General features: G+C 69.0%; 25 protein-coding genes. 8 read left to right on the top strand and 17 right to left on the bottom strand.

Going from position 1 to position 26,079, the window contains the following annotated elements:
- Nucleotides 1-2 precede the first annotated feature (2 nt).
- The 13 genes from ACXJKM_RS11965 to ACXJKM_RS11905 all read right to left on the bottom strand — a co-directional run bounded on the left by ACXJKM_RS11965 (nt 3) and on the right by ACXJKM_RS11905 (nt 11,512).
- Nucleotides 3-1,985 carry an ATP-binding protein gene (locus tag ACXJKM_RS11965; protein ID WP_457352561.1) on the bottom strand — a complete coding sequence of 661 codons (1,983 nt, stop codon included), beginning with the start codon at nt 1,983-1,985 and terminating at the stop codon, nt 3-5.
- Nucleotides 1,978-2,109 carry a hypothetical protein gene (locus ACXJKM_RS11960; RefSeq protein ID WP_457352559.1) on the bottom strand — a complete coding sequence of 44 codons (132 nt, stop codon included), beginning with the start codon at nt 2,107-2,109 and terminating at the stop codon, nt 1,978-1,980. Before ACXJKM_RS11960 ends, ACXJKM_RS11965 begins: the two co-directional genes overlap by 8 nt.
- A 94-nt stretch (nt 2,110-2,203) precedes the next feature.
- The gene (locus tag ACXJKM_RS11955) at nt 2,204-2,410 is read right to left on the bottom strand and encodes a hypothetical protein (RefSeq protein ID WP_056205118.1); all 207 of its coding nucleotides are present in this window, start codon (nt 2,408-2,410) and stop codon (nt 2,204-2,206) included.
- Nucleotide 2,411: 1 nt separating this feature from the next.
- Entirely contained in the window at nt 2,412-3,452 is a 1,041-nt protein-coding gene (gene bioB, locus ACXJKM_RS11950; RefSeq protein WP_457320134.1) for a biotin synthase BioB, read from the bottom strand.
- Entirely contained in the window at nt 3,449-4,150 is a 702-nt protein-coding gene (gene bioD / locus ACXJKM_RS11945) for a dethiobiotin synthase (protein WP_457352557.1), read from the bottom strand. Before bioD ends, bioB begins: the two co-directional genes overlap by 4 nt.
- Entirely contained in the window at nt 4,147-5,361 is a 1,215-nt protein-coding gene (locus ACXJKM_RS11940) for an 8-amino-7-oxononanoate synthase (RefSeq protein WP_457352555.1), read from the bottom strand. Before ACXJKM_RS11940 ends, bioD begins: the two co-directional genes overlap by 4 nt.
- Nucleotides 5,348-6,637 (bottom strand): adenosylmethionine--8-amino-7-oxononanoate transaminase, encoded by a 1,290-nt coding sequence (gene bioA / locus ACXJKM_RS11935; protein ID WP_457352553.1) that lies wholly within the window; start codon nt 6,635-6,637, stop codon nt 5,348-5,350. Before bioA ends, ACXJKM_RS11940 begins: the two co-directional genes overlap by 14 nt.
- Nucleotides 6,634-7,248: a DUF4126 domain-containing protein gene (locus tag ACXJKM_RS11930; RefSeq protein WP_457352551.1), complete on the bottom strand. Its 615-nt coding sequence runs from the start codon at nt 7,246-7,248 to the stop codon at nt 6,634-6,636. Before ACXJKM_RS11930 ends, bioA begins: the two co-directional genes overlap by 4 nt.
- A complete protein-coding gene (locus ACXJKM_RS11925) occupies nt 7,248-7,751 on the bottom strand; it encodes a hypothetical protein (protein ID WP_457352549.1) in 504 nt (167 codons plus the stop codon). Before ACXJKM_RS11925 ends, ACXJKM_RS11930 begins: the two co-directional genes overlap by 1 nt.
- 15 nt (nt 7,752-7,766) lie before the next feature.
- Nucleotides 7,767-8,552, bottom strand: coding sequence for an enoyl-CoA hydratase/isomerase family protein (locus tag ACXJKM_RS11920; RefSeq protein WP_457352547.1), 786 nt, complete (start codon nt 8,550-8,552; stop codon nt 7,767-7,769).
- A complete protein-coding gene (locus ACXJKM_RS11915; protein ID WP_457352545.1) occupies nt 8,549-9,070 on the bottom strand; it encodes a GNAT family N-acetyltransferase in 522 nt (173 codons plus the stop codon). Before ACXJKM_RS11915 ends, ACXJKM_RS11920 begins: the two co-directional genes overlap by 4 nt.
- A gap of 40 nt (nt 9,071-9,110) precedes the next feature.
- The gene (locus ACXJKM_RS11910) at nt 9,111-9,905 is read right to left on the bottom strand and encodes a M48 family metalloprotease (RefSeq protein WP_457352543.1); all 795 of its coding nucleotides are present in this window, start codon (nt 9,903-9,905) and stop codon (nt 9,111-9,113) included.
- Nucleotides 9,905-11,512 carry a carboxyl transferase domain-containing protein gene (locus tag ACXJKM_RS11905; protein WP_457352541.1) on the bottom strand — a complete coding sequence of 536 codons (1,608 nt, stop codon included), beginning with the start codon at nt 11,510-11,512 and terminating at the stop codon, nt 9,905-9,907. Before ACXJKM_RS11905 ends, ACXJKM_RS11910 begins: the two co-directional genes overlap by 1 nt.
- A 162-nt stretch (nt 11,513-11,674) precedes the next feature.
- Between ACXJKM_RS11905 and ACXJKM_RS11900 the strand changes: the two genes are divergently transcribed.
- Nucleotides 11,675-12,367: a TetR/AcrR family transcriptional regulator gene (locus ACXJKM_RS11900; protein ID WP_457352539.1), complete on the top strand. Its 693-nt coding sequence runs from the start codon at nt 11,675-11,677 to the stop codon at nt 12,365-12,367.
- Here ACXJKM_RS11900 and ACXJKM_RS11895 read toward each other — a convergent pair.
- Nucleotides 12,364-12,645, bottom strand: a complete 282-nt coding sequence (locus ACXJKM_RS11895) for a hypothetical protein (protein ID WP_457352537.1) — start codon at nt 12,643-12,645, stop codon at nt 12,364-12,366. The genes ACXJKM_RS11900 and ACXJKM_RS11895 overlap by 4 nt on opposite strands.
- A gap of 76 nt (nt 12,646-12,721) precedes the next feature.
- Between ACXJKM_RS11895 and ACXJKM_RS11890 the strand changes: the two genes are divergently transcribed.
- The 5 genes from ACXJKM_RS11890 to ACXJKM_RS11870 all read left to right on the top strand — a co-directional run bounded on the left by ACXJKM_RS11890 (nt 12,722) and on the right by ACXJKM_RS11870 (nt 22,544).
- Nucleotides 12,722-14,350, top strand: a complete 1,629-nt coding sequence (locus ACXJKM_RS11890) for a FecR domain-containing protein (protein WP_457352535.1) — start codon at nt 12,722-12,724, stop codon at nt 14,348-14,350.
- Nucleotides 14,347-16,728, top strand: coding sequence for a CHASE2 domain-containing protein (locus tag ACXJKM_RS11885; RefSeq protein ID WP_457352533.1), 2,382 nt, complete (start codon nt 14,347-14,349; stop codon nt 16,726-16,728). The genes ACXJKM_RS11890 and ACXJKM_RS11885 overlap by 4 nt, the downstream gene beginning before the upstream one ends.
- A gap of 200 nt (nt 16,729-16,928) precedes the next feature.
- Complete coding sequence (locus tag ACXJKM_RS11880; protein ID WP_457352531.1) at nt 16,929-19,688, top strand: TonB-dependent receptor plug domain-containing protein; 2,760 nt, start codon at nt 16,929-16,931, stop codon at nt 19,686-19,688.
- Between the two features lie 161 nt (nt 19,689-19,849).
- Nucleotides 19,850-20,305: a (2Fe-2S)-binding protein gene (locus ACXJKM_RS11875; RefSeq protein WP_056205070.1), complete on the top strand. Its 456-nt coding sequence runs from the start codon at nt 19,850-19,852 to the stop codon at nt 20,303-20,305.
- 10 nt (nt 20,306-20,315) lie between these two features.
- Entirely contained in the window at nt 20,316-22,544 is a 2,229-nt protein-coding gene (locus tag ACXJKM_RS11870) for a molybdopterin cofactor-binding domain-containing protein (protein ID WP_457352529.1), read from the top strand.
- Between the two features lies 1 nt (nt 22,545).
- On the opposite strand, the gene ACXJKM_RS11865 is transcribed toward ACXJKM_RS11870, so the two are convergent.
- Nucleotides 22,546-22,761: a heavy-metal-associated domain-containing protein gene (locus tag ACXJKM_RS11865; protein WP_457352528.1), complete on the bottom strand. Its 216-nt coding sequence runs from the start codon at nt 22,759-22,761 to the stop codon at nt 22,546-22,548.
- A 27-nt stretch (nt 22,762-22,788) separates the two neighbouring features.
- Between ACXJKM_RS11865 and ACXJKM_RS11860 the strand changes: the two genes are divergently transcribed.
- Nucleotides 22,789-23,343 carry an NADPH-dependent FMN reductase gene (locus ACXJKM_RS11860; RefSeq protein WP_457320107.1) on the top strand — a complete coding sequence of 185 codons (555 nt, stop codon included), beginning with the start codon at nt 22,789-22,791 and terminating at the stop codon, nt 23,341-23,343.
- Nucleotides 23,340-24,239, top strand: coding sequence for a pirin family protein (locus tag ACXJKM_RS11855; RefSeq protein ID WP_457352526.1), 900 nt, complete (start codon nt 23,340-23,342; stop codon nt 24,237-24,239). The genes ACXJKM_RS11860 and ACXJKM_RS11855 overlap by 4 nt, the downstream gene beginning before the upstream one ends.
- A 12-nt stretch (nt 24,240-24,251) precedes the next feature.
- On the opposite strand, the gene ACXJKM_RS11850 is transcribed toward ACXJKM_RS11855, so the two are convergent.
- Together ACXJKM_RS11850 and ACXJKM_RS11845 are read right to left on the bottom strand one after the other, a co-directional pair.
- A complete protein-coding gene (locus tag ACXJKM_RS11850) occupies nt 24,252-25,016 on the bottom strand; it encodes a PA3715 family protein (protein WP_457352524.1) in 765 nt (254 codons plus the stop codon).
- Complete coding sequence (locus ACXJKM_RS11845; protein ID WP_457352522.1) at nt 25,013-26,032, bottom strand: STAS-like domain-containing protein; 1,020 nt, start codon at nt 26,030-26,032, stop codon at nt 25,013-25,015. The genes ACXJKM_RS11850 and ACXJKM_RS11845 overlap by 4 nt, the downstream gene beginning before the upstream one ends.
- Between the last annotated feature and the right edge of the window lie 47 nt (nt 26,033-26,079).

Below are 26,079 nucleotides of genomic sequence, written 5' to 3'. Positions count from 1 at the left end.
GTTCAGGCGTCCAGCTTGAGGAGTTCGGCGCCATCGCCGACCTGATCACCGACGGCGAACAGCAGCTCCGCCACTCTGCCGTCGCGGGGCGACGAGATGGTGTGCTCCATCTTCATCGCCTCCATGACGGCCAGCGGTTGGCCCTTGGTGACGGTGTCGCCGGCCTGGGCGAGGAAGGCGATCAGCTTGCCGGGCATGGGCGCCGTGAGGCGGCCGCCTTCGCTGGGCGAGTCCCCCGCGTGGGCGATGAGGTCGACCTCGGTCAGCACGGCGGAACCGTTCGCGGCGAAGACGGCGACGCGTTCGCCCTGGGCATAGGTCTTCACGCGGAGGCGATCGGCGCCGAGGAAGAGTTCATGTGTCTCGGTGTCGGCGGACTGAACCGCGAACTCGATGGCTTCGCTCTCGACCGTCAGCGTCATGCCGCCGCGGTGGTGGCGGGACAGCAGAACCTCGTGATGCACGCCGCCGGCCTCCAGATCGAAGCGCCGTGTCGCCGAGCCGAAGAGACGCCAGCCATCGCGAGCGCTCCACGGGTCGTTGCTTTGCCGCGTGCCCTCGACGGCCAGCGTGTGCGCGATGACCGCAGCCGCGCTGACTCGCAGCGGCAGGCCGGGCTGGTCGAACAGCACCGCCTTCTCGCGCTCGATGAGGCCGGTGTCGAGATCGGCGCCCGCGAACGAGGCCGTGGCCGCGCAGCGGCGCAGGAAGGCGACGTTGGTGTGCAGGCCAACGATGTGCGTGTCGCGCAGCGCCAGGTCCAGGCGGGCCAGCGCCTGCGCGCGGTCCTCGCCCCAGACGATGAGCTTGGCGATCATCGAGTCGTAGAAGGGGCTGATCGCATCACCTTCGCGCACGCCGGCGTCGATGCGCACGTTGCCTCGCTGGAAAGCCACATGCTCGGGCCAGCGTGCCACGTCCAGCCTGCCCGTGGCGGGCAGGAAACCGGCGTCCGGGTTCTCGGCGCAGATGCGCGCTTCGATGGCATGGCCGTGCATGCGCAGCTCGTGTTGCTTCAGCGGCAGGGGCTCGCCCGAGGCCACGCGCAATTGCCACTCGACCAGATCCTGGCCCGTGATCGCTTCCGTCACCGGATGCTCGACCTGCAGCCGTGTGTTCATCTCCATGAAATAGAAGCGGCCGTCCTGCTCGGCGATGAACTCCACGGTGCCGGCACCGACATAGCCGACGGCCTTCGCAGCGGCCACGGCGGCCTCGCCCATCTGCGCACGGCGCTCTGGCGTCATGCCGGGGGCTGGGGCTTCCTCCAGCACCTTCTGGTGGCGGCGCTGCACGGAGCAGTCGCGCTCGAAGAGATACACGCAGTCGCCGTGCGAGTCGCCGAAGACCTGGATCTCGATGTGGCGGGGCTTCTGCACATAGCGCTCGATCAGCACCGCGTCGTCGCCAAAGCTGTTGATGGCCTCGCGCTTGCACGAGGCCAGCGCCGCGTCGAAGTCGTCGGCGTTGTAGACCGCGCGCATGCCCTTGCCACCGCCGCCGGCGCTGGCCTTGATGAGCACCGGGTAACCGATGCGGCCGGCTTCGCGCTTCAGCAGCGCCGGGTCCTGGTCGGCGCCGTGGTAGCCCGGCACCAGCGGCACGTTGGCCGCTTCCATCAACCGCTTTGACTCGGCCTTCAGGCCCATCGCGAGGATGGCGCTGGGCGGCGGGCCGATGAAGACGAGGCCGGCGTCGGCGCAGGCCTGGGCGAAGGCTTCGTTCTCGCTCAGGAAGCCGTAGCCTGGGTGGACTGCTTGCGCGCCGGTCGCCTTGGCAGCTTCGAGGATGCGCTGCCACTGCAGGTAGGAGTCGCGCGGCGCCGGGCCGCCGATGTGGACGGCTTCGTCACAGGCCTGCACGTGCCGTGCGTCGCGGTCAGCGTCTGAGTAGACGGCCACGGTTTGAATGCCGAGGCGCTTGGCCGTGGCCGCAACTCGACAGGCAATTTCACCCCGGTTGGCGATGAGGATCTTCTTAAACATGGCGCGCTCCCGGGGTGAACTCGCCTGCCTGTCCGGCTACGCCGACCAGCACGCAATTTGTCGCTGGCGCGACCGCGCCTTCGGCGCGAGCACCGAGGTTGGCGATCAGGATTTTCTTGAACATCTCTTCTTGTCTCCGGTCTCGTGAACCTTCTACACGGTTGTTCAGGCGGGGCCAGGATCACTGGCGCTGAGGCAAGGTAAACAGGCGAGGGCGGTCAGCCCGGCTTGTTACCTTCCTGCAGCCGCTTGCGGCGGGCCTCGTAATCGTCATAGGCCGGTGCGTTGCGCTTCTCGCAGGCGCGACGGTCTTGCGCGTTGCCATTGCCGGCGCACTGGGTCTGCGCGATGTCCTGCACCTGGTCGTAGACAAAGGCGCAGCCGGACAGCGCGAGGACGGCAATCAGCAGGAGGGCTTGCTTCATGTCAGTGCGTGCAGACCTGTACCTTGGCCGCGGCGTCCGACGGCGTCAGCTCGGCTTCCGTCGAACAGCGCATGCCCAGCCGCTCCAGCAACGCACGATCCTTCTCGGCCTGCGGGTTGCTCGTCGTCAGCAGCTTGTCGCCGTAGAACATGGAGTTGGCGCCGGCCAGGAAGCACAACGCCTGCATCGTCTCGGGCATCTGCTCGCGGCCGGCGGACAGGCGCACCATGGCGCGCGGCATGGTGATGCGGGCGACGGCAATCGTGCGGATGAACTCCAGCGGATCCAGCGGCGCGGTGCCGGCCAGCGGCGTGCCTTCGACCTGCACGAGGTTGTTGATGGGCACGCTCTCGGGGTAAGGGTCGAGGTTGGCGAGCTGGGCGATCAGGCCGGCGCGCTGGCGGCGCGTCTCGCCCATGCCGACGATGCCGCCGCTGCAGACCTTGAGCCCCTGCTGGCGCACGCGCTCGAGCGTGTCCAGGCGGTCCTGGTAGGTGCGCGTCGTGATGATCTGGCCGTAGAACTCGGGCGCGGTGTCGAGGTTGTGGTTGTAGTAGTCCAGGCCGGCACTTTTCAGCTGCTCGGCCTGGCCGTCTTCCAGCATGCCGGCGGTCAGGCAGGTCTCCAGGCCCAGGGCCTTGACCTCGGCAATCATCTCGCCGATGGCGTCCAGGTGGCGCGGCTTGGGGCTGCGCCAGGCGGCGCCCATGCAGAAGCGCGTCGCGCCGTTCTGCTTGGCCGCGCGGGCGGCTTCCATGACCTCTTCCAGCGGGATCAGCTTCTCGGCCTTCAGGCCGGTGTCGAAGTGGGCCGACTGCGGGCAGTAGGCGCAGTCCTCCTCGCAGCCGCCGGTCTTGATGGACAGCAGCGTCGAGAGTTGTACCGCGTTGGCGTCGAAGTGCTCGCGGTGGACCTGCTGGGCGCGGAACAGCAGGTCGTTGAAGGGCAGCTCGAACAGCGCCGCAATCTCGCTCACGGTCCAGGGCTTGGCCTGGCGGCGGTCGGCGTCGGAGGTGGGGGTGAGGGTCTGGATCTGGTTCATGCTGGGAGGTGTTCGAGCAGAGGTTCGAGCGACAGATGGCGTGCCATCGTGGCGTGGTCGGCGTGGGCCAGGCGCGGCACATGGCCGAGGCAGGGGGCGGCAAGGCCGCGCTGCAGAGCTTGCAGATTGTCGGTGACGTGAGGCTGACGCTCATCCACCGTGTTGGCCACCCAGGCGGCCAGCGTGAGGCCGCGTGCGCGCACCGCCTCGGCTGTCAGCAGCGCGTGGTTGATGCAGCCCAGGCGCAGGCCGACGACGAGGATGACCGGCAGGCCCAGGTCAGTGGCCAGGTCGGCCGTGTCCCACTCGTCGTTGAGCGGCACGCGAAAACCGCCCACGCCTTCGATGAGGGCGACGTCTGCGCGGAAGGCGACCGTGCGCAGCGCGTGCAGCACGGGCTCGCGGGCGATGGCCTCGCTCTCGATGCGGGCGGCGATATGGGGTGCGCAGGCGGTGCGCAACTGCAGCGCGCCGACTTCGGCCGACGTGAGGTCCAGGTTGCCGGCGGCGCGCAGGCGCTCGACGTCGTCGTTGAGCCAGTGGCCGCCGATGAAGTCCTGTCCGGCCGAGATGGGCTTGAGCGCGGCGACGCGCCGGCCGGTCTGCGCGAAGGCGTGGGCCAGGCCGGCCGTGACGGCGGTCTTGCCGATCTCGGTGTCGGTGCCGGTGATGAAGAAACCTCTTCTCAGGGCGGTCATGCGGCCTGCTCCTGAGCCGCCGCGGCGCGCTGCAGTGCAGTCAGCAGCGCGTCCACGTCGGCAGCGGTGTGCGTGCCGCACAGCGTGATGCGCAGCCGCGCCGTGCCCGCGGCGACGGTGGGCGGGCGGATGCCGGGCACGCGCAGGCCGGCGCTCTCCAGTGCAGCGGCCAGGGCCATGACCTCGGCATTGCCGCCGACGATCAGCGGCTGGATGGGCGTGGCCGAATCGGTCAGCGACCAGCCCAGGCGCGGGTGCTGGTCGATCAGCGCCAGCAGGCCGTCGCGCAACTGGGCTTGCAGCGCGACGAGGTTGGCACGGCGGGCGGCACCGAGCGGCCCTTCAATCAACTCGAAGCTGGTCAGCAGCGCATGTTCTACGGCCGGCGGGGAGGCGGTCGAGAAGATGAAGTTGCGCGCGGCCTGCAGCAGGTAGTCGACGATGGTGGCGTGGGCCGCGACGAAGGCGCCGGCGAGGCCGGCGGCCTTGCCCAGTGTGCCGACGAGGATCAGGCGTTCGCTGTGCAACCCGAAGTGCTCCAGCGAGCCGCGGCCCTTTTCGCCCAGCACGCCAAAGCCGTGGGCATCGTCGACGATGAGCCAGGCGTCGAACTCGTTGGCGAGGGCCAGCAGCGCCGGCAGCGGCGCCAGGTCGCCGTCCATGCTGAACACGGCGTCGGTGACGATGAGCTTGACCTTGGCGGTGCTGGCCGCCAGCAGCGTGCGCAGGCCGGCCACGTCGGCATGGCCGTAGCGCGTGACCTGGGCCTTGGCCAGTCGTGCGGCGTCGATCAGCGAGGCGTGATTCAGCTGCTCCGAGAAGATCTCGGTGTGCTCGTCGCCCAGGGCTGTCACAACGGCCAGGTTGGCCATATAGCCCGTGCAGAAGCCGATGGCTCGCGCCTGCGGGATGTGCGGCGCGTACCAGCGCGCAAGCGTGTCGGTGACGGCCTCGTGAGCGGCGCTGTGGCCGCTGACGAGCGGCGAAGCACCCGAGCCGCCGCCCCACAGCCGCGCGCCTTCGGCAATCGCCTCGGCGATGGCGGGCTCGGCGGCCAGGCCCAGGTAATCGTTGGAGCAGAACATCAGCAGTGGCCGGCCGTTGATGGTCTGGCGGGGTGCGGTGCCGTTGTCGGCGCGGCGCAGCGTGCGGGTCAGGCTCTGCGCGGCAATCGCGTGGAGCTTGGCCTGGAGGTGATCAAGCAAGGACATCGTTCAAGGTCGCCGTCACGGCCTGGGCCAAAAAGGCCGCAGTCGCATCGTCGATCAGGTAGGGTGGCATCAGGTAGACGGTGTTGCCGATCGGGCGGATCAGCAGTTCGTGCTCGCGCGCCTTCAGGTGGAAGGCTTCCGCGAAGCGTGGTGGCGCTTGCGGCACATCGAAGGCCAGGATCATGCCGCGTTGGCGCAAATGGGTCACGCGCGGGGCCAGTGGCGCGAAAGCGCGGGTCAGCCGTTCGGCCTGGGCGCGGTTGTCGTCGAGCTGGCCGGCGTCGAAGCGGTCCAGCACCGCATTCGCGGCCGCACAGGCCAGCGGGTTGCCGGTGTAGGAATGCGAGTGCAGGAAGCCGCGCGTGACGTCCTCGCTCCAGAAGGCGGCGAAGACGTCGTCGGTCGTCAGCACCAGCGACAGCGGCAGCGTGCCGCCGGTGATGCCCTTGCTGAGCAGGATGAAGTCGGGCCAATCGGCACCGGTTTGCTCCCACGCGAAGAACGTGCCGGTGCGGCCGCAGCCCACGGCGATTTCGTCGGCGATCAGGTGGACGCCGAACTCGTGCGTCAGCTCGCGCAGGCCCTTCAGATAGGCCGGCGCGTACATGACCATGCCCGCCGCCCCCTGGATCAGCGGCTCGACGATGACGGCAGCGATCTGGTCATGGCGCTCGGCCAGCAACGCGCGCATGGCTTCCAAAGCCTCGGCCTCGTTGCCCAGGCGCCCATCCGGCGACGCGACGATGTGGGCGCGCATCAGCAGCGGGTCGTAGGCGTCGCGGAAGACCTGCACATCGGTCACGCTCAAAGCGCCCAGCGTTTCGCCGTGATAGCTGTTCTTCAGGCAGACGAACTCGCGCTTCTCGGGCCGGCCGCGGTTCTTGAATGAGAGGAAGCTCTGCTTCAGCGCGATCTCGACGGCGCTGGCGCCATCGCTGCCGAAGAAGGCGTGGCCCAGCGCGCCGCCGGTGCGGGCCGACAGCCGTTCGGCCAGGCGCACGGCGGGTTCGTGGGTGCAGCCGGCCAGCATCACATGGGGCAGCGTGTCGAGCTGGGCCTTGATGGCGTCGTGAAGCGGCTTGTCGCTATGGCCGAACAGGTTGACCCACCAGGACGAGTTGGCGTCGAAATAGCGCCGGCCGTCGGTGTCGAACAGCCAGGGGCCATCGCCGCGGGCGATGGGCAGGGGCGGCACGTCGGCCAGGCGCGCCATCTGCGTGCAGGGGTGCCAGACGGCGGCGCGGCTGCGTGCGGCGAGATCGGAGGGAGAGGTCATGCGGGAGAGGGGCGGCGCACGCGCTTGAGCAGCGCGCGCAGGAACTTGAAGCACAGCCAGATCAGCGCGCCCATGACGGCAAGGGCCAGGACGAGCAGCGGGAAGAAGATGAAAGGGTGCGCCCAGGCCAGCCACAGCATGGTCGGCACGGCCACATCGCCCATCAGCGACAAGCCGATGTTGGAGAACGGCTCGGGCGACGTGTTGGCCGCCGCGCGCGTGCTGGCTTTGGCCGTGTGCGCCACAGCCGCGAGGCCACCGCCGAACAGCGCTGCAACGACAGCCCAGGCCTGGCCATGGTCGCCCGCCCAGCCACTGACGAGTCCGGCCACGAGCGCCGCGCCGGCGGGGATGCGGATCAGCGTGTGCAGCGCGTCCCAGGCGCTGTCGACGAGGGGGATTTTGTCGGCCAGGAACTCGACGAATGCCAGCGCCGCGGCGCAGCTCATCACCAGTGGCGACGCCAGCACCTGCAGCCCGGGTGGCAGCGCGATCCAGCCCCAGTGCCCGGCAATGCCGACGAGCAGCACCGTCAGGTAAAGGCGCAGGCCGCTGGCCCAGCCGAGGGCAGCGGCGAGGGCGAGCAACTGGATGGCGTCGAGCTGGGGCATCAGGGCAGGCGCGGCCGGAAGCCCGGCACCGTCGCGTTGAACAAGGCCACAGCCTCGTGTTTGCCGGGCTGGCAGACCATGGAGAAGTTCAGGATCTTGCGCGAGGTCACATAGCCCAGGTAGAGGTGCACAGCTTCCCCTTCGGCGTGCGCCGCGAAAGACATCTCCAGCCCGACGCCGCCGGCGTGCGGCTTGATGGCCCGCTGCAGCACCTGCACGGGCCCCTGGCTGGCCGATTGAATGGCCTCGATGCGGCTGCTGAGGCACTTCTCGGCGAAGAGCTGGGCCTTGGCGTCGGGGATGTCGAAGAAGTCTGCGGAGATGATGATGGCGGCGCCGTCAGCGTCCGATTGGAAGTTCAGCCCGTCGTCTTCGTCGGTCGGGATCTGGCGCCACTTGTGCGCCAGGTCGAGCAGGAATTCCGAGTCGTCGTATGAGTGCTTGGCCGCAGCCGTTGGCGCTGACGGCTGCGTCAACGAGAAGCTGTAGTTGAGGATCGTCATGGCGGGCCTCAGCCGTCAGCTCGCCAGCCAGGAGGGCTTGGACTTGCTCAGGAAGCTCTGCACGCCCTCCCGCCCTTCGGCGCTGGCGCGGATGTCCGCGATACGGCGCGCGGTGTTGTCGCGCAGTTCAGGTGTGATCTCGCGGCTGGCCACGTCTTTGACGAGCTGCTTGCAAGCGCGCGCGGCGGCGGGGCCGTTGGCGGTGACGGCGGCGACCAGTTCGTCCACTTTGGCGTCCAGTGCATCGGCCGCAACGATCTCGTGCACGAGGCCCAGCACTTTGGCTTCGCCAGCGGTGAAGCGCTCCGCCGTCACGAAGTAGCGCCGCGAGGCCTGCTCGCCTAAGGCCCGGACGACGTAGGGGCCGATGGTGGCTGGTAGCAAGCCCAGCTTGGCCTCCGACAAGCAGAAGCCCGCCGCATCCACAGCGACGACGATGTCGGCGCAGGCGACCAGGCCCACGCCTCCGGCGTAGACGTCGCCCTGCACGCGTGCGATGACTGGCACCGGGCACGAGTAGATCGCCCACAGCATGTCGGCCAGCTTGGTGGCATCGGCATGGTTCTCGTCCCAGGAGTAGCCAGCCATCGCCTTCATCCAGTTCAGGTCGGCGCCGGCGCAGAAGGCCTTGCCCTCGGCGGCCAGCACGATGGCGCGCAGGTCGGCACGCTGGCCCAGCTCGGTGAAGGCAGCGGTCAGCTCGGCGATCAACACCTCGTTGAAGGCGTTGCGAACCTCGGGGCGGTTCAGCGTGACGCGGGCGACATGGCCCGTGATCATGACGGTCAGGCAGGTGTTCATGGCAGTGTTCTTCCGTGCGGGATTGTCCGGCCGGCCTCGCCAAGCGCCTTGCTCATCAGCACGGATCCATACGTCTTGCCCTGCCACTGCACGCCGCCGACGGTGATGTAGCCGCGGCGCTCGTAGCGGCGGCGCAGCGCGACGGCGGGCTCGGCGGTGTCCAGCGCGAGCCGGGCGAAACCTTGTTCGCAGGCCCAGGCCTCGGCGGCATCCATCAATCGCTCGGCGATGCCCTGGCCACGGCAGTCCGGGTGGACGGCCAGCTGGGACAGGATGGCCGTGCCAGCCGTCGTGTACAGCGGCGGCGGTGGGTCGGCGATGTAGGCCTCGCCGGCAGGCATGGGGCCGCGCACGGCGACCGTGCCGACGAAGCGGCCGTCCCGTTCGGCGACGAAGCCCTGGGCGCCGGCCAGGCGTTCACGCGTCACGTCGACGCTCTGGTCAACGGCGGTGAAGTTCCAGCCTTGGGCCGCGAGGCTGGCGTAGGACAGGTGCAGCAGCGTGGTGAGCGTTTGCATGCAGTCATTGCTGCTCAGCGGGCGGATGGTGACCATCTCGTCATCCCTTCAGCATTCGGGCTGGGTTGGGCTTGCCGCAGGCGCGGCTGAGCAGGGCCGGATCGAGCTGACGCGCGGCTTCATCGCGCGACAGCTCGTAGCGAGGCAGCAGCCGTTCAGTGGCGGGCCAGGGCGGCTGCGATGCGGCGGCCGCCCGGCAGAAGCTGCGTGCCACCTGGGCCGCGTTGGCATGTCGGCGTGCGTTGTCGGGGTGGGTGGGCCCGCCATGCGACTTCATGCCGGGAATGCGTTGACTGGCCGTGCGCCAGAGTGCCGCGCCGCGATGCACGTCGTACCCCGCCAAGCCGGCAAAGACCAGGCCGAGCGTGTCGGCGTCCAGCTCCTGGGCGCGCAGGTCTTGAGGAGTGTCTGCGTGGGGCTCGATACCGAACTGTTCACTGAGCGACAGCATCATCGCGTGCCCCTCGTCTGGGGCTTTGGCGATCTGCCGGCGCATCCTGAAGATGCCGTGACCCAACACCACGTGCGCCAGCTCATGGCCCATCGCTGCGGCGAGTTCGTCCTCAGACAGCACGGCCAGCAACTCATCGGAGATGCGGGTCATGTCGAACACCGCGAACGCGTTGCCTGCGCCGATCGGCCCCACGCTCTCGAAGGACACGGTGCAGCGGCGCTGGCCCTGCGCGTCGATTTCAGCCAGACGGCCGCACCACGGCGACGCGGCATGGCGCAGCGCGGCGTCCACGCGCCGCAGGTCTTCCTGCGTGGCGGCGTTGGCAGCAACGGTAAGGCTGACCAGCAGCGAGGTCAGCGTGGAGCGCAGGCGTGGGGTCATCACATCCGGAACACGCCGAACTTCGTCTCAGGGATGGGCGCATTCAGCGACGCCGACAGCCCCAGCGCCAGCACGCGGCGCGTGTCGGCCGGGTCGATGACGCCGTCGTCCCACAGCCGCGCGGAGGCGTAGTACGGGTGGCCCTGGTCTTCGTACTGCTGGCGCAGCGGCGCCTTGAAGGCTTCTTCCTCGTCGGCGCTCCAGGTGCCGCCCTTGGCTTCGATGGCGTCGCGGCGGATGGTGGACAGCACGCTGGCGGCCTGCTCGCCGCCCATCACCGAGATGCGCGCGTTGGGCCACATCCACAGGAAGCGCGGGCTGTAGGCGCGGCCGCACATGCCGTAGTTGCCGGCGCCGAAGCTGCCGCCAATGATGACGGTGAACTTGGGCACCTGGGCGCAGGCCACGGCCGTCACCATCTTGGCGCCGGCGCGGGCGATGCCGTCGTTCTCGTACTTGCGGCCCACCATGAAGCCGGTGATGTTCTGCAGGAAGACCAGCGGGATCTTGCGCTGGCAGCACAGCTCGATGAAGTGCGCGCCCTTGTTGGCGCTCTCGGCGAACAGGATGCCGTTGTTGGCGACGATGCCCACCGGCATGCCCTCGATGTGCGCAAAGCCGCAGACGAGGGTTGCGCCGTAGCGGGCCTTGAACTCGTCGAACTCCGAGCCGTCGACGATGCGGGCAATGATCTCGCGGATGTCGAAGGGCTTGCGGGTGTCGGTGGGAATCACGCCGTGCAGCTCGGCGGGGTCGTGCGCCGGCGCCTTCGGTTCCTGCATCGCCAGTGGGCTCGCCTTGGTCCAGTTCAGCCGTGCGACGGACTGCCGTGCGATGGCCAGCGCATGCGTGTCGTTGTTGGCCAGGTGGTCGGCCACGCCCGAAAGGCGCGTGTGCACGTCGCCACCGCCCAGGTCCTCAGCCGTGACCACCTCGCCGGTGGCGGCCTTCACCAGCGGCGGGCCGCCCAGGAAGATGGTGCCCTGGTTCTTGACGATGATGGTCTCGTCGCTCATCGCCGGCACGTAGGCGCCGCCCGCCGTGCAGGACCCCATGACGACGGCGATCTGCGGAATGCCTTCGGCGGACAGATTGGCCTGGTTGAAGAAGATCCGGCCGAAATGGTCGCGGTCGGGGAACACTTCGTCCTGATTCGGCAGGTTGGCGCCGCCSSWGTCTACCAGGTAGATGCAGGGCAGGCGGTTCTGCTGGGCGATCTCCTGCGCGCGCAGATGCTTCTTGACGGTGATCGGGTAGTAGGTGCCGCCCTTCACGGTTGCGTCATTGCAGACGACAACGCATTCCACGCCCGACACGCGGCCGATGCCAGCCACCACGCCGCCGCCGGGCGCCGCGTTGTCATACAGGTTCAGGCCCGCCAGCGGCGCCAGTTCCAGGAAGGGCGTGCCCGGGTCGAGCAGCATCTCGACGCGGTCGCGCGGCAGCAGCTTGCCGCGGGCCGTGTGCTTGGCGCGCGCGGCGTCGCCGCCGCCCTGGGCGATCTTGGCGAGCTTGGCGTTCAGGTCGTCAATGAGGCCGCGCATCGCGTCCGCATTGGCCTTGAAGTCGGCCGAGCGGGGGTTGAGCTGGGTATTGAGGACCGGCATGGTGTCTCCGCGAACCCATGCTCGAGTCAATGACTAAGCAGGGCTCAACTTATTGATTGACGGCCTCGTGAGCCGCGTGAGGGGCGCCAGAATAATCCAGGGTGAACACGGATGCAATGCCGACTTGAGTGTTACTCAAGAATTGCGCAGAATGCGACCTCGATGACCACCGTCGCCGTCACGCCCCAGCGCAGATCCCCCGCAGGCCCCAAGGCCGAGCAGCGCGTGCGCGACATCCTGCGCGTGGGCCGCGAGGTGTTCGCCGAGCGCGGCTACGAGCGCGCGACGACGACCGAGATCGCCCAGCGCCTGGCCATCTCGGAGGCCACCGTCTTCACCTATTTCCGCGGCAAGCGCGAGCTCTGCATGCGCGTCATCCAGGACTGGTACGACGAGATCATCGCCGCCATCGAGGCTGGCCTGCCGCGCCAGGCTTCGGTGCGCGAGCAGCTGGAGTTCGTCGTGCTGACGCATCTGCGCCTGTTCCTGATCCAGGGCACGGGGCTGTGCGCGCTGGTGCTGTCGGAAGGCAGAACCAAGGGCCAGGACCTGGGCGAAGGCTTCGTCGAGCTGCAGCGGCGCTACACCGCGCCGCTGATGGAGCTGCTGGCGCGCGGCCAGGAGGCCGGCGAGGTGCGGCGCGACATCCCGCTGCGCCTGCTGCGCTCGCTGGTGTTCGGGCCGATGGAGCACATGTTGTGGGAGGTGGTCATCACCGGCCGCCAGATCGACGTGGAGGCCAGCGCCCGCGATCTCGTTGCACTGCTGTGGCCGGCGCTGCAGGCACCCGACCAGGAGCTGCAGCGGCTGCGCCGGCTGCGTGGCCAGCTTCAAGAGGCGCTGGCCGGGGCCTAACGGGTCCAGGACTGCACGAGCACCGTCTCGCAGACCTTGAACAGCAGCCAGGCCGCCATTGCTGCGAGGGTGTTGACAAGCAGCTCCAGCAGCTGGCGCAGGCCGCCGTCCTGCAGCCCTTGCCAGCCGTAGTCCGACAGCAGGGCCGCGTTGGCACTCACCAGCCGCACGAGATCCAGCGTCAGCAGCCCGAAAGCGACGAAGCTCAACACCATGACGCCGAAGCAGGCGATGCGATGGCGGCGCAGCCAGCCGATGAAGCCCGAAATCGTGAGCATTGCGCACACTCCTCCTGTGTTCGGCATTCTCAGGCATCGCTAGGATCCAAGCTCCTGCGAGGGAAGGGAGGCGCCGATGAGTGCAATGAGAATCTGGCTCGCCATGGGCCTGTTGCTGCTGGCCTGCGCCGAGGCGCCTGCGCAGACGGAGGCGGCCGACGCCGACTGGCGCTACCGCATCCAGCCCGGTGACACGCTGATCACACTGACCGACGCCTGGCTGGCGCCGCCCAAGACCTGGCGCGACCTGCAAAAGCTCAACCGCGTGCCTGACCCGCTGCGGCTGATGCCCGGCTCGACCCTGCGCATGCCCGTTGCCTGGCTGCGTCGCGAGGCCAGCGTCGCCGAGGCCGTGTTCGCGCGCGGCCAGGTCACGCGCCAGCGTGGTGCGGCGAGCGAAGCCCTCACCGCCGGCACGACGCTGCAAGGCGGGGACCGCATCAAGACCGGCGCTCAGTCCAGCGCCAGCCTGCGTTTCGCCGATGGCTCGCGGCTGCTGATCCCGCCCGACAGCGACATCACGCTGGACCAACTGCTGGTGCTGGGCCGCGGCGCCATCCCCGCGGTGCGCATCGGCGTGCAGCAGGGCGGTGCGGACAGCCGCGTGACGCCCAACGCACAGCGCGTGCCGCTGTACGAAGTGCGCACGCCGCATGTGAACCTGGGCGTGCGCGGCACCGAGTTCCGCGTGCAGACGGCGGGTTCGCAGAGCCGCATGCAGGTGCTGTCCGGCGCCGTGCATGCCGGTGGCCTGGGCCCCGACGTGGCGAGCGGCCAGGGCCTGCTCGCCGACGGGGCAGCGCGCAGCGTCGCGCCGCTGCTGCCGGCGCCCGATCTGAGTGGCCTGGTGCCCGTGACGGAGCGGCTGCCGCTGCACCTGGCCTGGGTGGGCGGTCCGGCCGGCGCCGCCACCTGGCGGGTGCAGCTGTACGTTGGCGGTGACTTCGACCGCCTGCTGCTGGATGACGTCGTGGGCGAGCCGGCCGTCACCTGGCCCGAGGTGCGCGAGCTGGCCGACGGCGACTACACGCTGCGCGTGCGCGCCATCGACGCGCGCGGCCAGGAGGGCGCCGCTGCCGATGCAAGCATCCGCCTGCTGGCCCGGCCCGAGCCGCCCTTCATCCAGGCGCCTGCGCCCGGTGCCGTCAGCTACGCCGGTGGCACGGCCTTCGCCTGGACGCGCAACACGGTGGCGCCGAATGTGCGCCTGCAGATCGCGCGGGATGCCGGCTTCAAGGACCTGGTCCTGCAACCCTCACCCATTGACGGCGCGAACTACGACGCCCGATTGCCTGATGGTCTCTATCACTGGCGCATCGCCTCCGTCGAAGCGAGCGGCCGTGCCGGGCCATTCGGCGACCCGCAGACCTTCGAGATCAGGCCGCCGCCGCCCGCGCCACCGCCGGCCGAGCCGGAGGTCAGCGGCGACCGGTTGAAGCTGCGCTGGCGCGCCGACCCGGATGTCGCGCGCTACGAACTGGAATGGTCCAAGACCGAGACCTTTGACGGCGCGGACGTGCAGCGCTTTGCAACGGACAAGCCCGAGCTCGCGATCCCGAAGCCATCGCCGGGCAAGTACTTCTTGCGCGCCAAGGCCTTCAACGCCGCCGGCGCGGCAAGCCCCTGGGGCCAGACGCAGATGATCGAGCAGCCCTATCCGCGCTGGCTGTGGCTGCTGCCCTTGCTGCTGATCCCCGTCCTTTGAAACGCTGGCCCTGGCTCGCCCTGCCCGGAGCACTGCTGCTCTGGGCGCTGCTGAGCCTGACCGGCGCGCAGCCGCGTATCGACCGCGCCATCGGCGACCTGTTGCTGCGTGCCGCCGCGCCCGCGGCACCGCCACCCACCAGCGTCATCGTCGACATCGACGACGCCTCGCTGCTTGTGCTGCGCCAGCCCCTGGGCGAGTGGCCCTACTCGCGCGAGGTCTATGCGCTGATGCTGGACTACCTCGGCCAGGCCGGTGCCCGCCTCGTCGTCGTCGACATCGTCTTCGCCGGCCCGCGCGAAGGCGATACACGGCTGGCGCAGACCTTGGCCGCCGGCCCGCCGACGGTGCTCGCGGCTGCCGGCCTGGCGACGCGCCAGCGCGCCGGCGTCGAACTCGCGCCAGCCAGTGCGGCCGAGCAGCGCGCGCTGACCCGCCTGGGCGCGGCCCATGCGCCAGGCCTGGACTGGGATGCGCTGACGGCGCCGGCCGATGCACTGCTGGACGCGCTCGCCGAGCCCGCCAGCCTGGGAGTCATTTCGGTGGCTCTGGACGACGACGGGCTGCTGCGCCGCCTGCCGTTGTTGCATCGCGTGCAGGGGCGCAGCCTGCCCAGCCTGGCCTTCGCTGCGCGGCTGCGCGCCGACGGTGCGCTTGGCTGGCGGCGCGAGGGTGACGAGCTTGTCGCGGGCGCGCGCCGCTGGCCTGTGGACGAGGCCGGCCAGCTGCGCCTGCGCCTGCCGTTGGGCGGCGGCGAGCCACCGCGCGTGTCCTGGCAGCGCCTGATGCGCGCGGCCCTGGGCGAGAGCGAGGACGCCGAGCTGGCCCGGTTGCTCGCCGGCCGCAGCGTCTTCGTCGGCAGCAGTGCCTTCTTTGCCGACGAGGTCATGACGCCCCAGGGCCGGTTGTCGGGGACGGCGCTGAACGCTGCCGTCTTCGAAGCCCTGGGCGCCGAGCCGCTGGCGCTGCTGCGCGAGCGCGGTGCGGGCGTGTGGGCTGTGGATGCACTGTTGTTCGCCCTGGGTGCGTTGCCCCTGCTGTTGCGTCGCCAGGCGCTGGCGGCAGGCATCGCGATGGCGGCGCTGCTGTTCGCGTCATGGAGTGCCGCGTGGGCCGGTACGCTGCCGACGCTCGCGCCCGGCTTCTACCTGCTCGCGCTGGCCCTGCTGCTGACAGCCGTCGAGCACGAGCGCCATGCCCGTGAGCGGGAGCGCGAGCTGACCCGCGAGCGCGAGTTGGCCGACGCGCGCAGCCGCGCCAAGACCGAGCTGCTGGCCCAGGTCAGCCACGAGATGCGCACGCCGATGAACGCCGTGCTGGGCTTCTCCGACATCCTCGCGCGCTCGCCGCTCAAGCCGGATCAGGCCCATTACGTCGAGGTGCTGGGCCATGCCGGTCGCCAGGTGTTCGCCCTCATCAACGACCTGCTCGACAACGCCCGCATCGAGAGCGGCCGGCTGGAGCTGGCCTCGCATCCCTTCAATCTGATCGACCTCGTCGAGTTGCAATTGGAGCTGCTGCGCGAGCGCGCCCAGAGCCAGGGCCTGTGGCTGCGCGTGTTCGCGCGCACCGAAGCGGCGGGCTGGGTGCTGGGCGACCAGCAGCGTGTCGCGCAGATCGTCACCAACCTGGTTGGCAACGCCATCAAATTCACCAAGACGGGCGGCGTGACGGTCGAGCTGTCGCGCAGCACCCAGGGCCAGGTGCTGATCAGCGTGCAGGACACCGGCATCGGCATTGCACCCGACGGGTTGGAGCGCATCTTCCAACCCTTCGCCCAGGCGGACGCGACCATCGCGCAGGAATTTGGCGGCACCGGCCTGGGCCTGGCCATCACGCGCAGGCTGGCGCGGCTGATGGGCGGCGATRTCAGCGTGCACAGCCGTGTAGGCGAGGGCAGCTGCTTCGAGGTGCGGCTGGATCTGCCCGACTCGCAACCGCCGCATGCCGACCCGGCAGAGACGCGCGCTGAACGCATGGCGCCGAGCCGTCCGCTTGAGCTGCTGCTGGCCGAGGACAACGACGTCAACGTGCTCGTCATCGAGGGCATGCTGCAGCCCCTGGGCCACCGCATCACGCGGGCGCGCGACGGCGAGCAGGCCCTGGCCGCACTGCGTGAGGGCACGGGCGAGGGTGATTTCGACCTCGTGCTGATGGACATGCTGATGCCCGGGCTGGACGGGCTGTCGGCCACTCGGCAATGGCGGGCCATCGAAGCTGCCGAGGGCAGGCAGCGCACGCCCATCGTCGCGCTGACGGCGAACGCGTTCGACACCGATGTGCAGCAGTCCCTGGCGGCGGGTTGCGACGCGCACCTGACCAAGCCCATCAGCCTCGCAGCGCTGCTGCAGGCCCTGGCCAAGTACGCGCGAGTCTGAGCCTTGCGGCGCCGGCCGCGGACGTGAAGGAAGTCAGGCCCTAATTCGCAGTGCTGTGAATGCGCCACAGCCTGACTTCCCGCAGGGGAGGAGCCATGAACTGCGGCTCAACACTTCTTTGCATGAGGGCAACAAGCCGCGCCGCGGCGGGGGTCGGGGGCGACCCTTCACAAGGCCCCAACTGACAGGAGTGAGCTTCCATGCAACACCGCCACACCCGACTGGCGCTGGCCTTGCTGGCCGCCGGTATCGCCGGCTCGGCCGCTGCGCAGAACGCACCGGCCCAACAGCAGCAGCTCGAGCGCATCACCATCACCGGCTCGTCGATCAAGCGGGTTGAATCCGAGACGGCCCTGCCCGTGTCGGTGATGACGCGCGACCAGATCGAGAAGACCGGCGCCACCAACGTCGAGGACATCCTGCGCCGCATCGGTGCCAACACCGCCGTGCAGTCGGACACCACGCAGGGCGCCGGCTATTCCCAGAGTTTCGCCAACCTGCGCGGCCTGGGCCCCAACTCGACGCTGGTGCTGCTCAATGGCCGGCGCCTGGCCAACTTCGCCTTCGGCTCCATCGGCGGCAATTCGTCGGTGGACCTGAACAGCATCCCTTTCGCGGCCATCGACCGCATCGAGGTGCTGCGTGACGGCGCCTCGGCCGTGTATGGCACCGACGCCGTCGGCGGCGTCATCAACTTCATCACCCGCAAGGACTACGACAAGGGCGCCGTCACGCTGAAGTACGGCGCACCCGAGAAGAGCATTGGCGGCAAGGAGACGAGCGCCTCCATCGCCTTCGGCATGGGCGGCCTCAAGACCGATGGCTACAACCTGCTCGTGACCGGCAACGTCAAGAAGCAGACCAAGGTCAGCTCCCTCGACCAGAAGTGGTATCTGCGCGGCATCGACGAGATCCCCGGCTCTGATCCCCCCACCTCGGGCCGCTCCTTCCCAGGTCGCCTCGTCGACTTCAACATCACGCCGGGCGCCTATGCCAACGCGGGTACCAACTTCAGCCCCTGCGACCCCAACTTCAACACCATCCAGACGCTGACCGCGACGACCCCCAACGGCACGCCGATCAAGCGCTGCCGCTTCATCTACCCGGCCATGCAGGAGAACCTGCCCGACTCCAAGAAGGCCGATGCCTTCGGTCGGTTGACGCTGGACACGGGCGGTGATTCGCAGGTCTTCTTCGAGGCCAGCTACGCACGCAACGACTCCATCGGCCGCACGGCCGCCGTGCCCATTGACTCGACGGCGGGTCATGTGAAGGCCGACGGCACCTACCCGTCCTTCGCCTTCCCCATCTCGAGCAAATACTTCCCGGCGGCACTGCTGACCAGCCTGGGCTACACGCCGGCGCAGTTCGACACGCTGGGCGGCGGTTTCACCGAGATCGCGATGCGTTCCGTGCCGGTCGGCCCGCGCACCAACAACGTGTTGAACGAGCAGACCCGCTTCGTGGCCGGTGCCACCGGCATCTTCCAGGGCTGGGACTACGACGCCGGCCTGACGATGTCGCAGGCCAAGGGCTCGCTGGACTACTACAACTACCTGCACGAAGGCCGCTTCATCACCGAACTGGCCACCGGGGTCATCAACCCCTTCGGCCCGCAGGATGAAGCTGGACTGGCCGCGCTGAACCGCGCGCGCATGGAAGGCCCGATGCGCCGTTCCAAGAGCACGACCTATGCCTTCGACGCCAAGGCCAGCACCGAACTGATGGCCATGAGCGGCGGCCCGATGATGCTGGCCGTCGGCACCGATCTGCGCAAGGAAAAGGCCGACGACCATGCCGTGAATGCCGACTATGAGCTGGGCCTGCACATCGGCGGCGAAGGCACGGTGCCCAAGACCGTGGCCTCGCGCACCATCTATGCCGTGTTCAGTGAGCTGTCGATGCCCTTCGCCAAGGGCTGGGAGGCCACGGTCAAGGCGCGCTACGACAAATACAGCGACTTCGGCGGCACGTTCAACCCGGGCGTGACGCTGCGCTTCCAGCCCAGCCGCGAAGTGCTGCTGCGCGCCAGTGCCGGCACGGGCTTCCGCGCCCCGACGCTGTGGGACGTGAACAGCCCGACGGCCTTCACCAACACCGCCAACTCCCTGGTCGACCCGAACTGCCCGCCCGGCCAGGCCGGCGACCCGCGCTGCGAAACGCAGTTCAACGTGCGCCTGTCCAGTGACCCCTCGCTCAAGCCCGAGAAGTCGCGCCAATATTCCTTTGGCGCGGTGTTCGAGCCGATGCGCGACCTGTCCATCGCGCTGGACTACTGGCATATCCAGAAGAAGGACCAGATCGGCACCATCGGCGGCGACGCCATCATGTCCGACCCGATCCTTTACCAGCGCTACAACACCCGCATCCACCGCCTGCAGCCCAGCGGCTTCATCAGCTACATCGAGACCCCGGTCGAGAACCTCGGCGATCTGAAGACCAACGGCATCGACCTCGACGTGAAGGCGGGCTGGAGCTTGGGTTCCATGGGTCGCCTGAGCGCCAGCTACGCCGGCAGCTTCATCAACCAATGGAAGCAGCAGAACGGCAAGGGCACGCCTTATGTGTCCTATGAGGGCACGGCCGGCGACGGCGCCGGCGTGCAGCCGGTGCCCAAGTGGCAGCACACTCTGGGCCTGGACTGGAACATGGGCAACTGGAACCTGACGCTGGAGAACATCTTCGTCAAGGGCTGGACGGAATCGGCCGGCCTGGTGGAGGCCAACGTCGGCCCGCTCGTCGAGCACAAGGTCAAGGACAGCAGCCGCTGGAACCTGGGCCTAGGCTGGAAGCCCATGCCCACGCTGGCCCTGCGTGTCGGCGCCCGCAACCTGCTGGACCAGGACCCGCCGTTCACCGCCGTGTCCAGCTATGGCTCGCACGTGACCGGCTATGCGGGTTCCTTCGTCGACCCGCGTGGCCGCTTCTGGTACGCCACGGCGAGCTACCAGTTCAAGTGAAATGGATCGCGCCCCACCGGCGCGGCGTGATCACAAGGGGCTCCTCGGAGCCCCTTTTTACTGGCTCAGCCCCTCAGCCCGCCCGGCGTAATGCCTGAGTGATGTACTGGGACGCTGCTTCTGGCTAGAGTCGCCCGCGTCCCACCCCCCTGAGGAATCCCATGATCAACATGACCGTCAACGGTCGCGCCGTCTCGCTGGACGCCGAGCCCGATATGCCCCTGCTGTGGGCCGTGCGGGAGGAATTGCAGCTGACCGGCACGAAATTCGGCTGCGGGGCGGCCCAGTGCGGCGCCTGCACCATGCACGTGGCCGGGGCGCCGGTGCGGTCCTGCCTGACGCCCATCTCCTCGGTGCAAGGCCCGGTGACCACCATCGAGGGCATCGCCACCGACAAGGTCGGCCAGGCCGTGCAGGCCGCCTGGGTCGAGCATGACGTGGCCCAGTGCGGCTACTGTCAGAGCGGCCAGGTCATGAGCGCGGTGGCGCTGCTCAAGGGCAACAAAAAGCCCAGTGACGCGCAGATCGACGAAGCCATGGCCGGCAATCTCTGCCGCTGTGGCACCTACACCCGCATTCGCGCGGCCATCCACACGGCTGCGGCCAAGCTCGCCTGAGGAGGCCGACATGCTGAATCCCCGTCGCATCGACCAGGCACTGACCGCGGGCTCCCTTGGAGTTTCCCGCCGCAGCTTCGTCACCACCACCGTCGGCGGCGCCGTCGGCCTGGCGCTGTTGCCTGGCATGGCGAGCGCCCAGGCGCCCAAGCCCGGGTCCAAGCCGACCGAGCAGCCTCTGGCCTTCGTCACCATCGCCAAGGACGGCACCACCACCATCCTGTGCAACCGCATGGACATGGGCCAGGGCATCGAGACCGGCCTGGCCATGATCTGCGCCGAGGAGCTGGAGGCTGACTGGAGCAAGGTGCGTACCGGCTTCGGCGACCAGAAGGCCGCCTACGTCGACCCGCTGTTCGGCATCCACCTGACCGGCGGCTCCAACTCGGTCAAGAACAGCTACCAGCAGTACCGCGAACTGGGTGCGCGCACCAAGGCCATGCTGGTGGCCGCCGCGGCCGAGAGCTGGGGGGTGCCGGCCGCATCGCTGAAAGCCGAGAACGGTGTCATTTCAGGTGCCAGCAAGAGCGCCGGCTATGGCGAATTCTTCGACGCCGCCATGAAGGGCACGGTGCCCGAGGCCGTCACGTTGAAGGATCCCAAGACCTTCAAGCTGATCGGCAAGCCCACCGGCCTGGTCGTCAGCCAGGCCAAGAGCACCGGCACCCAGGCCTACGGCATGGACGTGCAACTGCCGGGCATGGCGGTGGCCGTCATCCAGCGGCCGCCGGTCTTCAACGGCAAGGTCGCCAAGCTCGATTCGACCGAGGCGCTCAAGGTCAAGGGCGTCAAGGCCGTGCTGCCGGTGGCGCTGGACCGCGGCGGCCAGGGTGTGGCCGTGGTGGCCAGCGGCTACTGGGCGGCCAAGAAGGGCCGTGATGCGCTCAAGGTCGACTGGGACCTGGGTGGCGTGGCCAAGCCCGACACCGCGGCGCTGACCAAGCAGTACCTGGCCCTGGCCAAGACGCCCGGCACGCCGGCGCCCAAGCCGGAGTTCCAGGCCGATGCCAGCGCCTGGGCGAAGGCGCCCAGGAAGATCACGGCGGACTTCGTCTTCCCCTACCTGAACCACGCCCAGATGGAGCCGCTGGCCTGCACGGTGGACCTGAAGGCCGACCGCTGCGACTTCTATTACGCGGCCCAGATGCCCGGCATCGATGCGATGAACCTGGCCAAGACGGTGGGGCTCAAGCCGGAGCAGGTGCAGGTCAATGTGCAGATGGCGGGCGGCGGCTTTGGCCGGCGTGCCACGCCCGCCACCGAATGGCCGCGCGAGGCGGCAGCCGTGGCGGTGGCCCTGGCCCAGGCCGGCAAACCCATGCCGGTCAAGGTGATCTGGAGCCGCGAGGATGACGTCAAGGCCGGCTACTACCGGCCCATGACGGTGCATCGCGCCGAGATCGGCTTCGATGCCGCGGGCAAGATCTCCGGCTGGCAGCACCGCATCGTCAGCCAGAGCATCCTGAAGGGCTCGCCGCTGGAAGGCTTTGGCTATCAGAAGGGCGTGGACGGCACGACGACCGAGGGCATGCGCGATCCCTACGAGATCCCGATGAACCTCAGCGTCCACCACCCGGACGTCAACGTGCCGGTGCTGTGGTGGCGCTCGGTGGGCTCCACCCACACGGCCTATGTCATGGAGACCCTGGTCGACGAGATCGCGTTTGCCACCAAGCAGGACCCGGTCGCCTACCGGCTCAAGCTGATGGAGGGCAACGCCAAGGCCGACCGCCATCGCGCCGCCCTGCAGGCGGCCGTCGACAAGAGCGGCTATGGCAAGCGCAAGCTCAAACCCGGCCAGGCCTGGGGCGTGGCGGTGCACGAGAGTTTCGAGTCGGTCGTCGCCTATGTCGTCGTCGCCAGCATCAAGGGCAAAGGCAAGGATCGCCAGCCGGTGCTGCAGGAAGTGCATGCGGGCGTGCACTGCAACCTGTGCGTCAACCCCAAGGCGGTCGAGACCCAGGTTCAGGGCGCGGCCATCATGGCCCTGGCCACGACGATGCCGACCCACCGTGTGACCTTCAAGGACGGCGTCGTCGAGCAGAACAACTTCTATGACATGGCCATGCCGCGCATGCCCGACGCGCCCAAGGTCATGACGGTCAGCATCGTGCCCAGCAACGACCCACCCAAGGGCATGGGCGAGCCGGGGCTGCCGCCGCTGGCACCGGCGCTCGCCAACGCGGTGGCGCGGCTGACTGGCAAGCGCCAGCGCGAGTTGCCGTTCAGCTTCGCTTGAGTCAGGTGCTGGCCGGCGCCGGCGGGTAGCCGGCCTCGGTCAGCACGGCCACCAGTGCCTCGCGGGGCAGGTCGCTGTCGACGTCGGCGGCCTTGGCGTTGCGATCAATCTCGACGCGCGCCTGGGCGTCGGCCGCCTTCAGCGCTTCGGTGATGGCGGCGACGCAATGGCCGCAGCTCATGTTGGGCAGGATGAAGCTGTGCATCGCTGGCATCATGCCCGCATCCACCTTTGCGGTATCGCCATGCACATCATTGCCCTCAGCGGCGCGCTGCGCCGCGCGTCCTACAACACCGCCTTGCTGCGCGCTGCCATCGCGATGGCGCCCGAGGGCGTCACGATCGAGCTGCGCACCCTGCACGGCATTCCGCTGTATGACGGCGACGTCGAGGCCCAGGGCATTCCCGAGGCCGTGACGAAGCTGCGCGAGGAGATCCGTGCCGCGAATGCGCTGTTGATCAGCACGCCCGAGTACAACCACTCCATCCCCGGCGTGCTGAAGAACGGGTTGGATTGGCTGTCGCGACCCAGCGGCGAAGGCGCCAAGCTGTTTGGCGGCAGGCCCACGGCCGTGATCGGCGCGTCGCCGGGCGGCTTCGGCACCGTGCGCTCCCAGGGCGCGCTGTTGCCGGTGCTGCATGCTTTCGGCTGCGACCACTGGATGGCCGGCGAGCTGCTGGTCTCCAAGGCCGGCTCGGTCTTCGACGCCGACGGCCGTCTCGTTGATGACAGGGTGCGGGGGCAGTTGCAGACCTTTGTCCACGGCTTTGTCGACTTCGTGCGCAAGAGAACGTCATGAGCGTCCACGTCGAGCGCCTCGCCAGCCACATCGGCGACGTGGGCGGCATTCCCATCCAGCGGGCCCTGCCCAACAAGGCCCGGCGCATCATCAGCGCCTGGTGCTTCGCCGACCATGCCGGCCCGGCCACCTTGCCGCCCGAGCGGCGCATGAATGTCGGCCCGCATCCGCACACGGGGCTATCGACCTTCAGCTGGATGATCGAGGGCGAGATCCTGCACCGCGACAGCCTGGGCTCCGAGCAGGTGCTGCGGCCGGGCCAAGTCAACCTGATGACGGCCGGCCACGGCATCTCGCACAGCGAGGAATCGCTCTCCGACCGCATCCACCTTGCTCAGCTGTGGATCGCGCTGCCCGATGCCGAGCGCGAACGCGCGCCCAGCTTCCAGCATTTCGCCGAACTGCCGCGGCTCAGCCAGGGTGGCTTCGAGGCGACGCTGCTGGTCGGTGAGTTCGGCGGCCAGCGTTCACCGGTGCCCAGCTTCACGCCGCTACTGGGCGTGGATCTCGTCGCCGACGGCCCGGCCGATGCGGTGCTGGCCCTGCAACCCGGCTTCGAGCATGGGCTGATGCTGCTGGAGGGCGAGGTCGAAGCCGCGCCGGCCGGCCATGACGCGGTCGAGACGATCACACCGGGCACGCTGCTTTATCTCGGCACCGGTTGTGAGTCGATCGAACTGCGCTGCGCGGCCGCGTCGCGCCTGCTGCTGCTGGGCGGCGAGCCCTGGGCCGAGCCGCCGCTGCTGTGGTGGAACTTTGTCGGCCGCGAGCCGGCGGAGATGCAGGACTGGGCCATGGACTGGGCGCGCGAGGATGGCGGGCGTTTCGGCGTCGTCGAGGGCTATGCCGGCCCGCGCATCCCGGTGCCACCGGTGCCGGCGCTCAGAAAGCCCTGAGAGGCACCGCGTCTACAAGCCCGCGGGATCGCAGTCCGTGGAGACATCGGCGCGCCCCGCGGCGCAACCATAGACGCCGTTGACTAAGTGGCACTCCCGGTGCGAGGGGGTCGGCTTGCTCGCCTCGCCATCGGGCGTGTGGCGGCCGATCTGCTCGGTGAGGCGCAGGTCCTGCCAGCCCTGGGTCTGGCGCGGCACCAGGCTCAGCGTGGTTTGGGCCTCATCCCAGGCATCCTGGCCGATGACGCCGCTGCCTGCGTCCTGCCAGCCCATGGCCTGGCAGAACACGGGGCGCAGGCGCAGGCCTTCCGGCACGTAGAGGCGCAGCGGGCTGCCGGTGCGACTGTTGGCCGAGCGGTTGTACTGGTCGCTGCTGAAGCGCAGGCCCAGCGCACGAACCCCCGGCCTGAGCAGATAGGGAGCGAGGTCCAGGCTCAGGCTGGAGGGGCCGATGAAGGTGGTGGCGTCTTCCTGCACCGAAACGCGATGGCTGCTCAGGGCCTTGCCACGGGCCGGGTCGACCAGGGCGATGACGACCTGCCATTCGCGGTCGAGGTCGCCACTGCCCGGCTTCTCGAAAGCCATTACCGCCGCGGTGATGCGCCCAGGGGCGGCCGGCCAGGGGCGGCATTCGCTGGCCGCCACGTCGCCCGGAATCTCGGCCTTGCGGTCCACAGCTCGCAGCGCGGCCTCGACGGCGTCAGTGCAGGCCTCGCCCGGCCGCGCCTGGGCGAGGCCGGTGAGGGACACCAGCAGGAGCAGGGCGGCCAGCCTCATCCCGCCCGGGCGCTCTTCACCAGCGCCTCGATCCGCGGCGTCGCGTTCACCGCTACCAGCTCGATCTGCGGATTGGCCTTGGCGAACACGCGGAACAGCTCGTCCGTGAAGCCGTGGCCGACGTCGGTCACGCCGTCGAAGTCGATCTCGGCGCGCTTGAAGGCCGACAGCCGGGAGCCGACGCGGCGGGCCTGGGCGCGGGAGTCCAGGGCCTGGCCTTCGCTGGTCAGCAGGCGCAGCTGCACGCGGGTCTGGTCGAACTCGATGCCGTCGCCTGCCAGGCTCCAGGTTTCCATGACGCCGTCAAGCGTGCGCGTCGTGTTCAGCGCGATGGCCATGTAGATGGAGCTGCCCTGGCGCGGCAGGGCGCGGCCCTTCTTCCAGCCGGCGCTCTCCCAGGCTCGGCGCTGGTAGGCGGTGTTGTTGGCGTGGATGTCGAACACATCGGCCAGCTGCGAGCTGAAGAACAGGCCGCGGCCGGTGTGGGCATCGGGGGCACTGGTCAGGCGCCCCTTGCTGAGCTCCAGCATCGCGTGCTGGGGGTCCTCGAGCTGGAAGGCGCTGCAGATCTTGTCGAAGACGCCCATGCCGTCATCGCTGACGAGCAGCTGCACATGGGTGGGCGTCTGGCGCAGCGACACGGTGACGCTGCTGCCGCCGGAATGGTCGGCTGCGTTGTTCACGAGCTCGGTGAAGCCATGCTGCACCATGCGTTCCACATGCTTGGGCAAGGCGAAATGGGGTGCGAAGTCGCGCTGCCAGGGCAGGTCTTCCTGCAGGCCGTAAAGGGTGTAACTGCGCGCCACCTGGCGCAGGCTGCCAGGCGAGAACACCGGTCGGCGGCCGGTGCCGGAGCGGGTCAGCCAGCCGGCGTCCACCAGGCGCTTCAGTGCCGACAGCACGGCGCGGTGGCTGGCCCCGGTGCGCTCCTCGATGTGGGTCGCCAACGCCAGCGAGTGCTCACTGGCCGCGGCGGTGATCCAGTTGGTGAGGTGGTCGAACACCAGTCTTGTCATGAGCACGCATTGTGCTGACTACTTCAATCACGGGGGGTGGGGTCGCT

The organism is Roseateles sp. P5_D6, from assembly GCF_054049415.1.
Note: the sequence above shows the minus strand (reverse complement) of the source record. Positions and strands in the feature narration are given on the sequence as shown.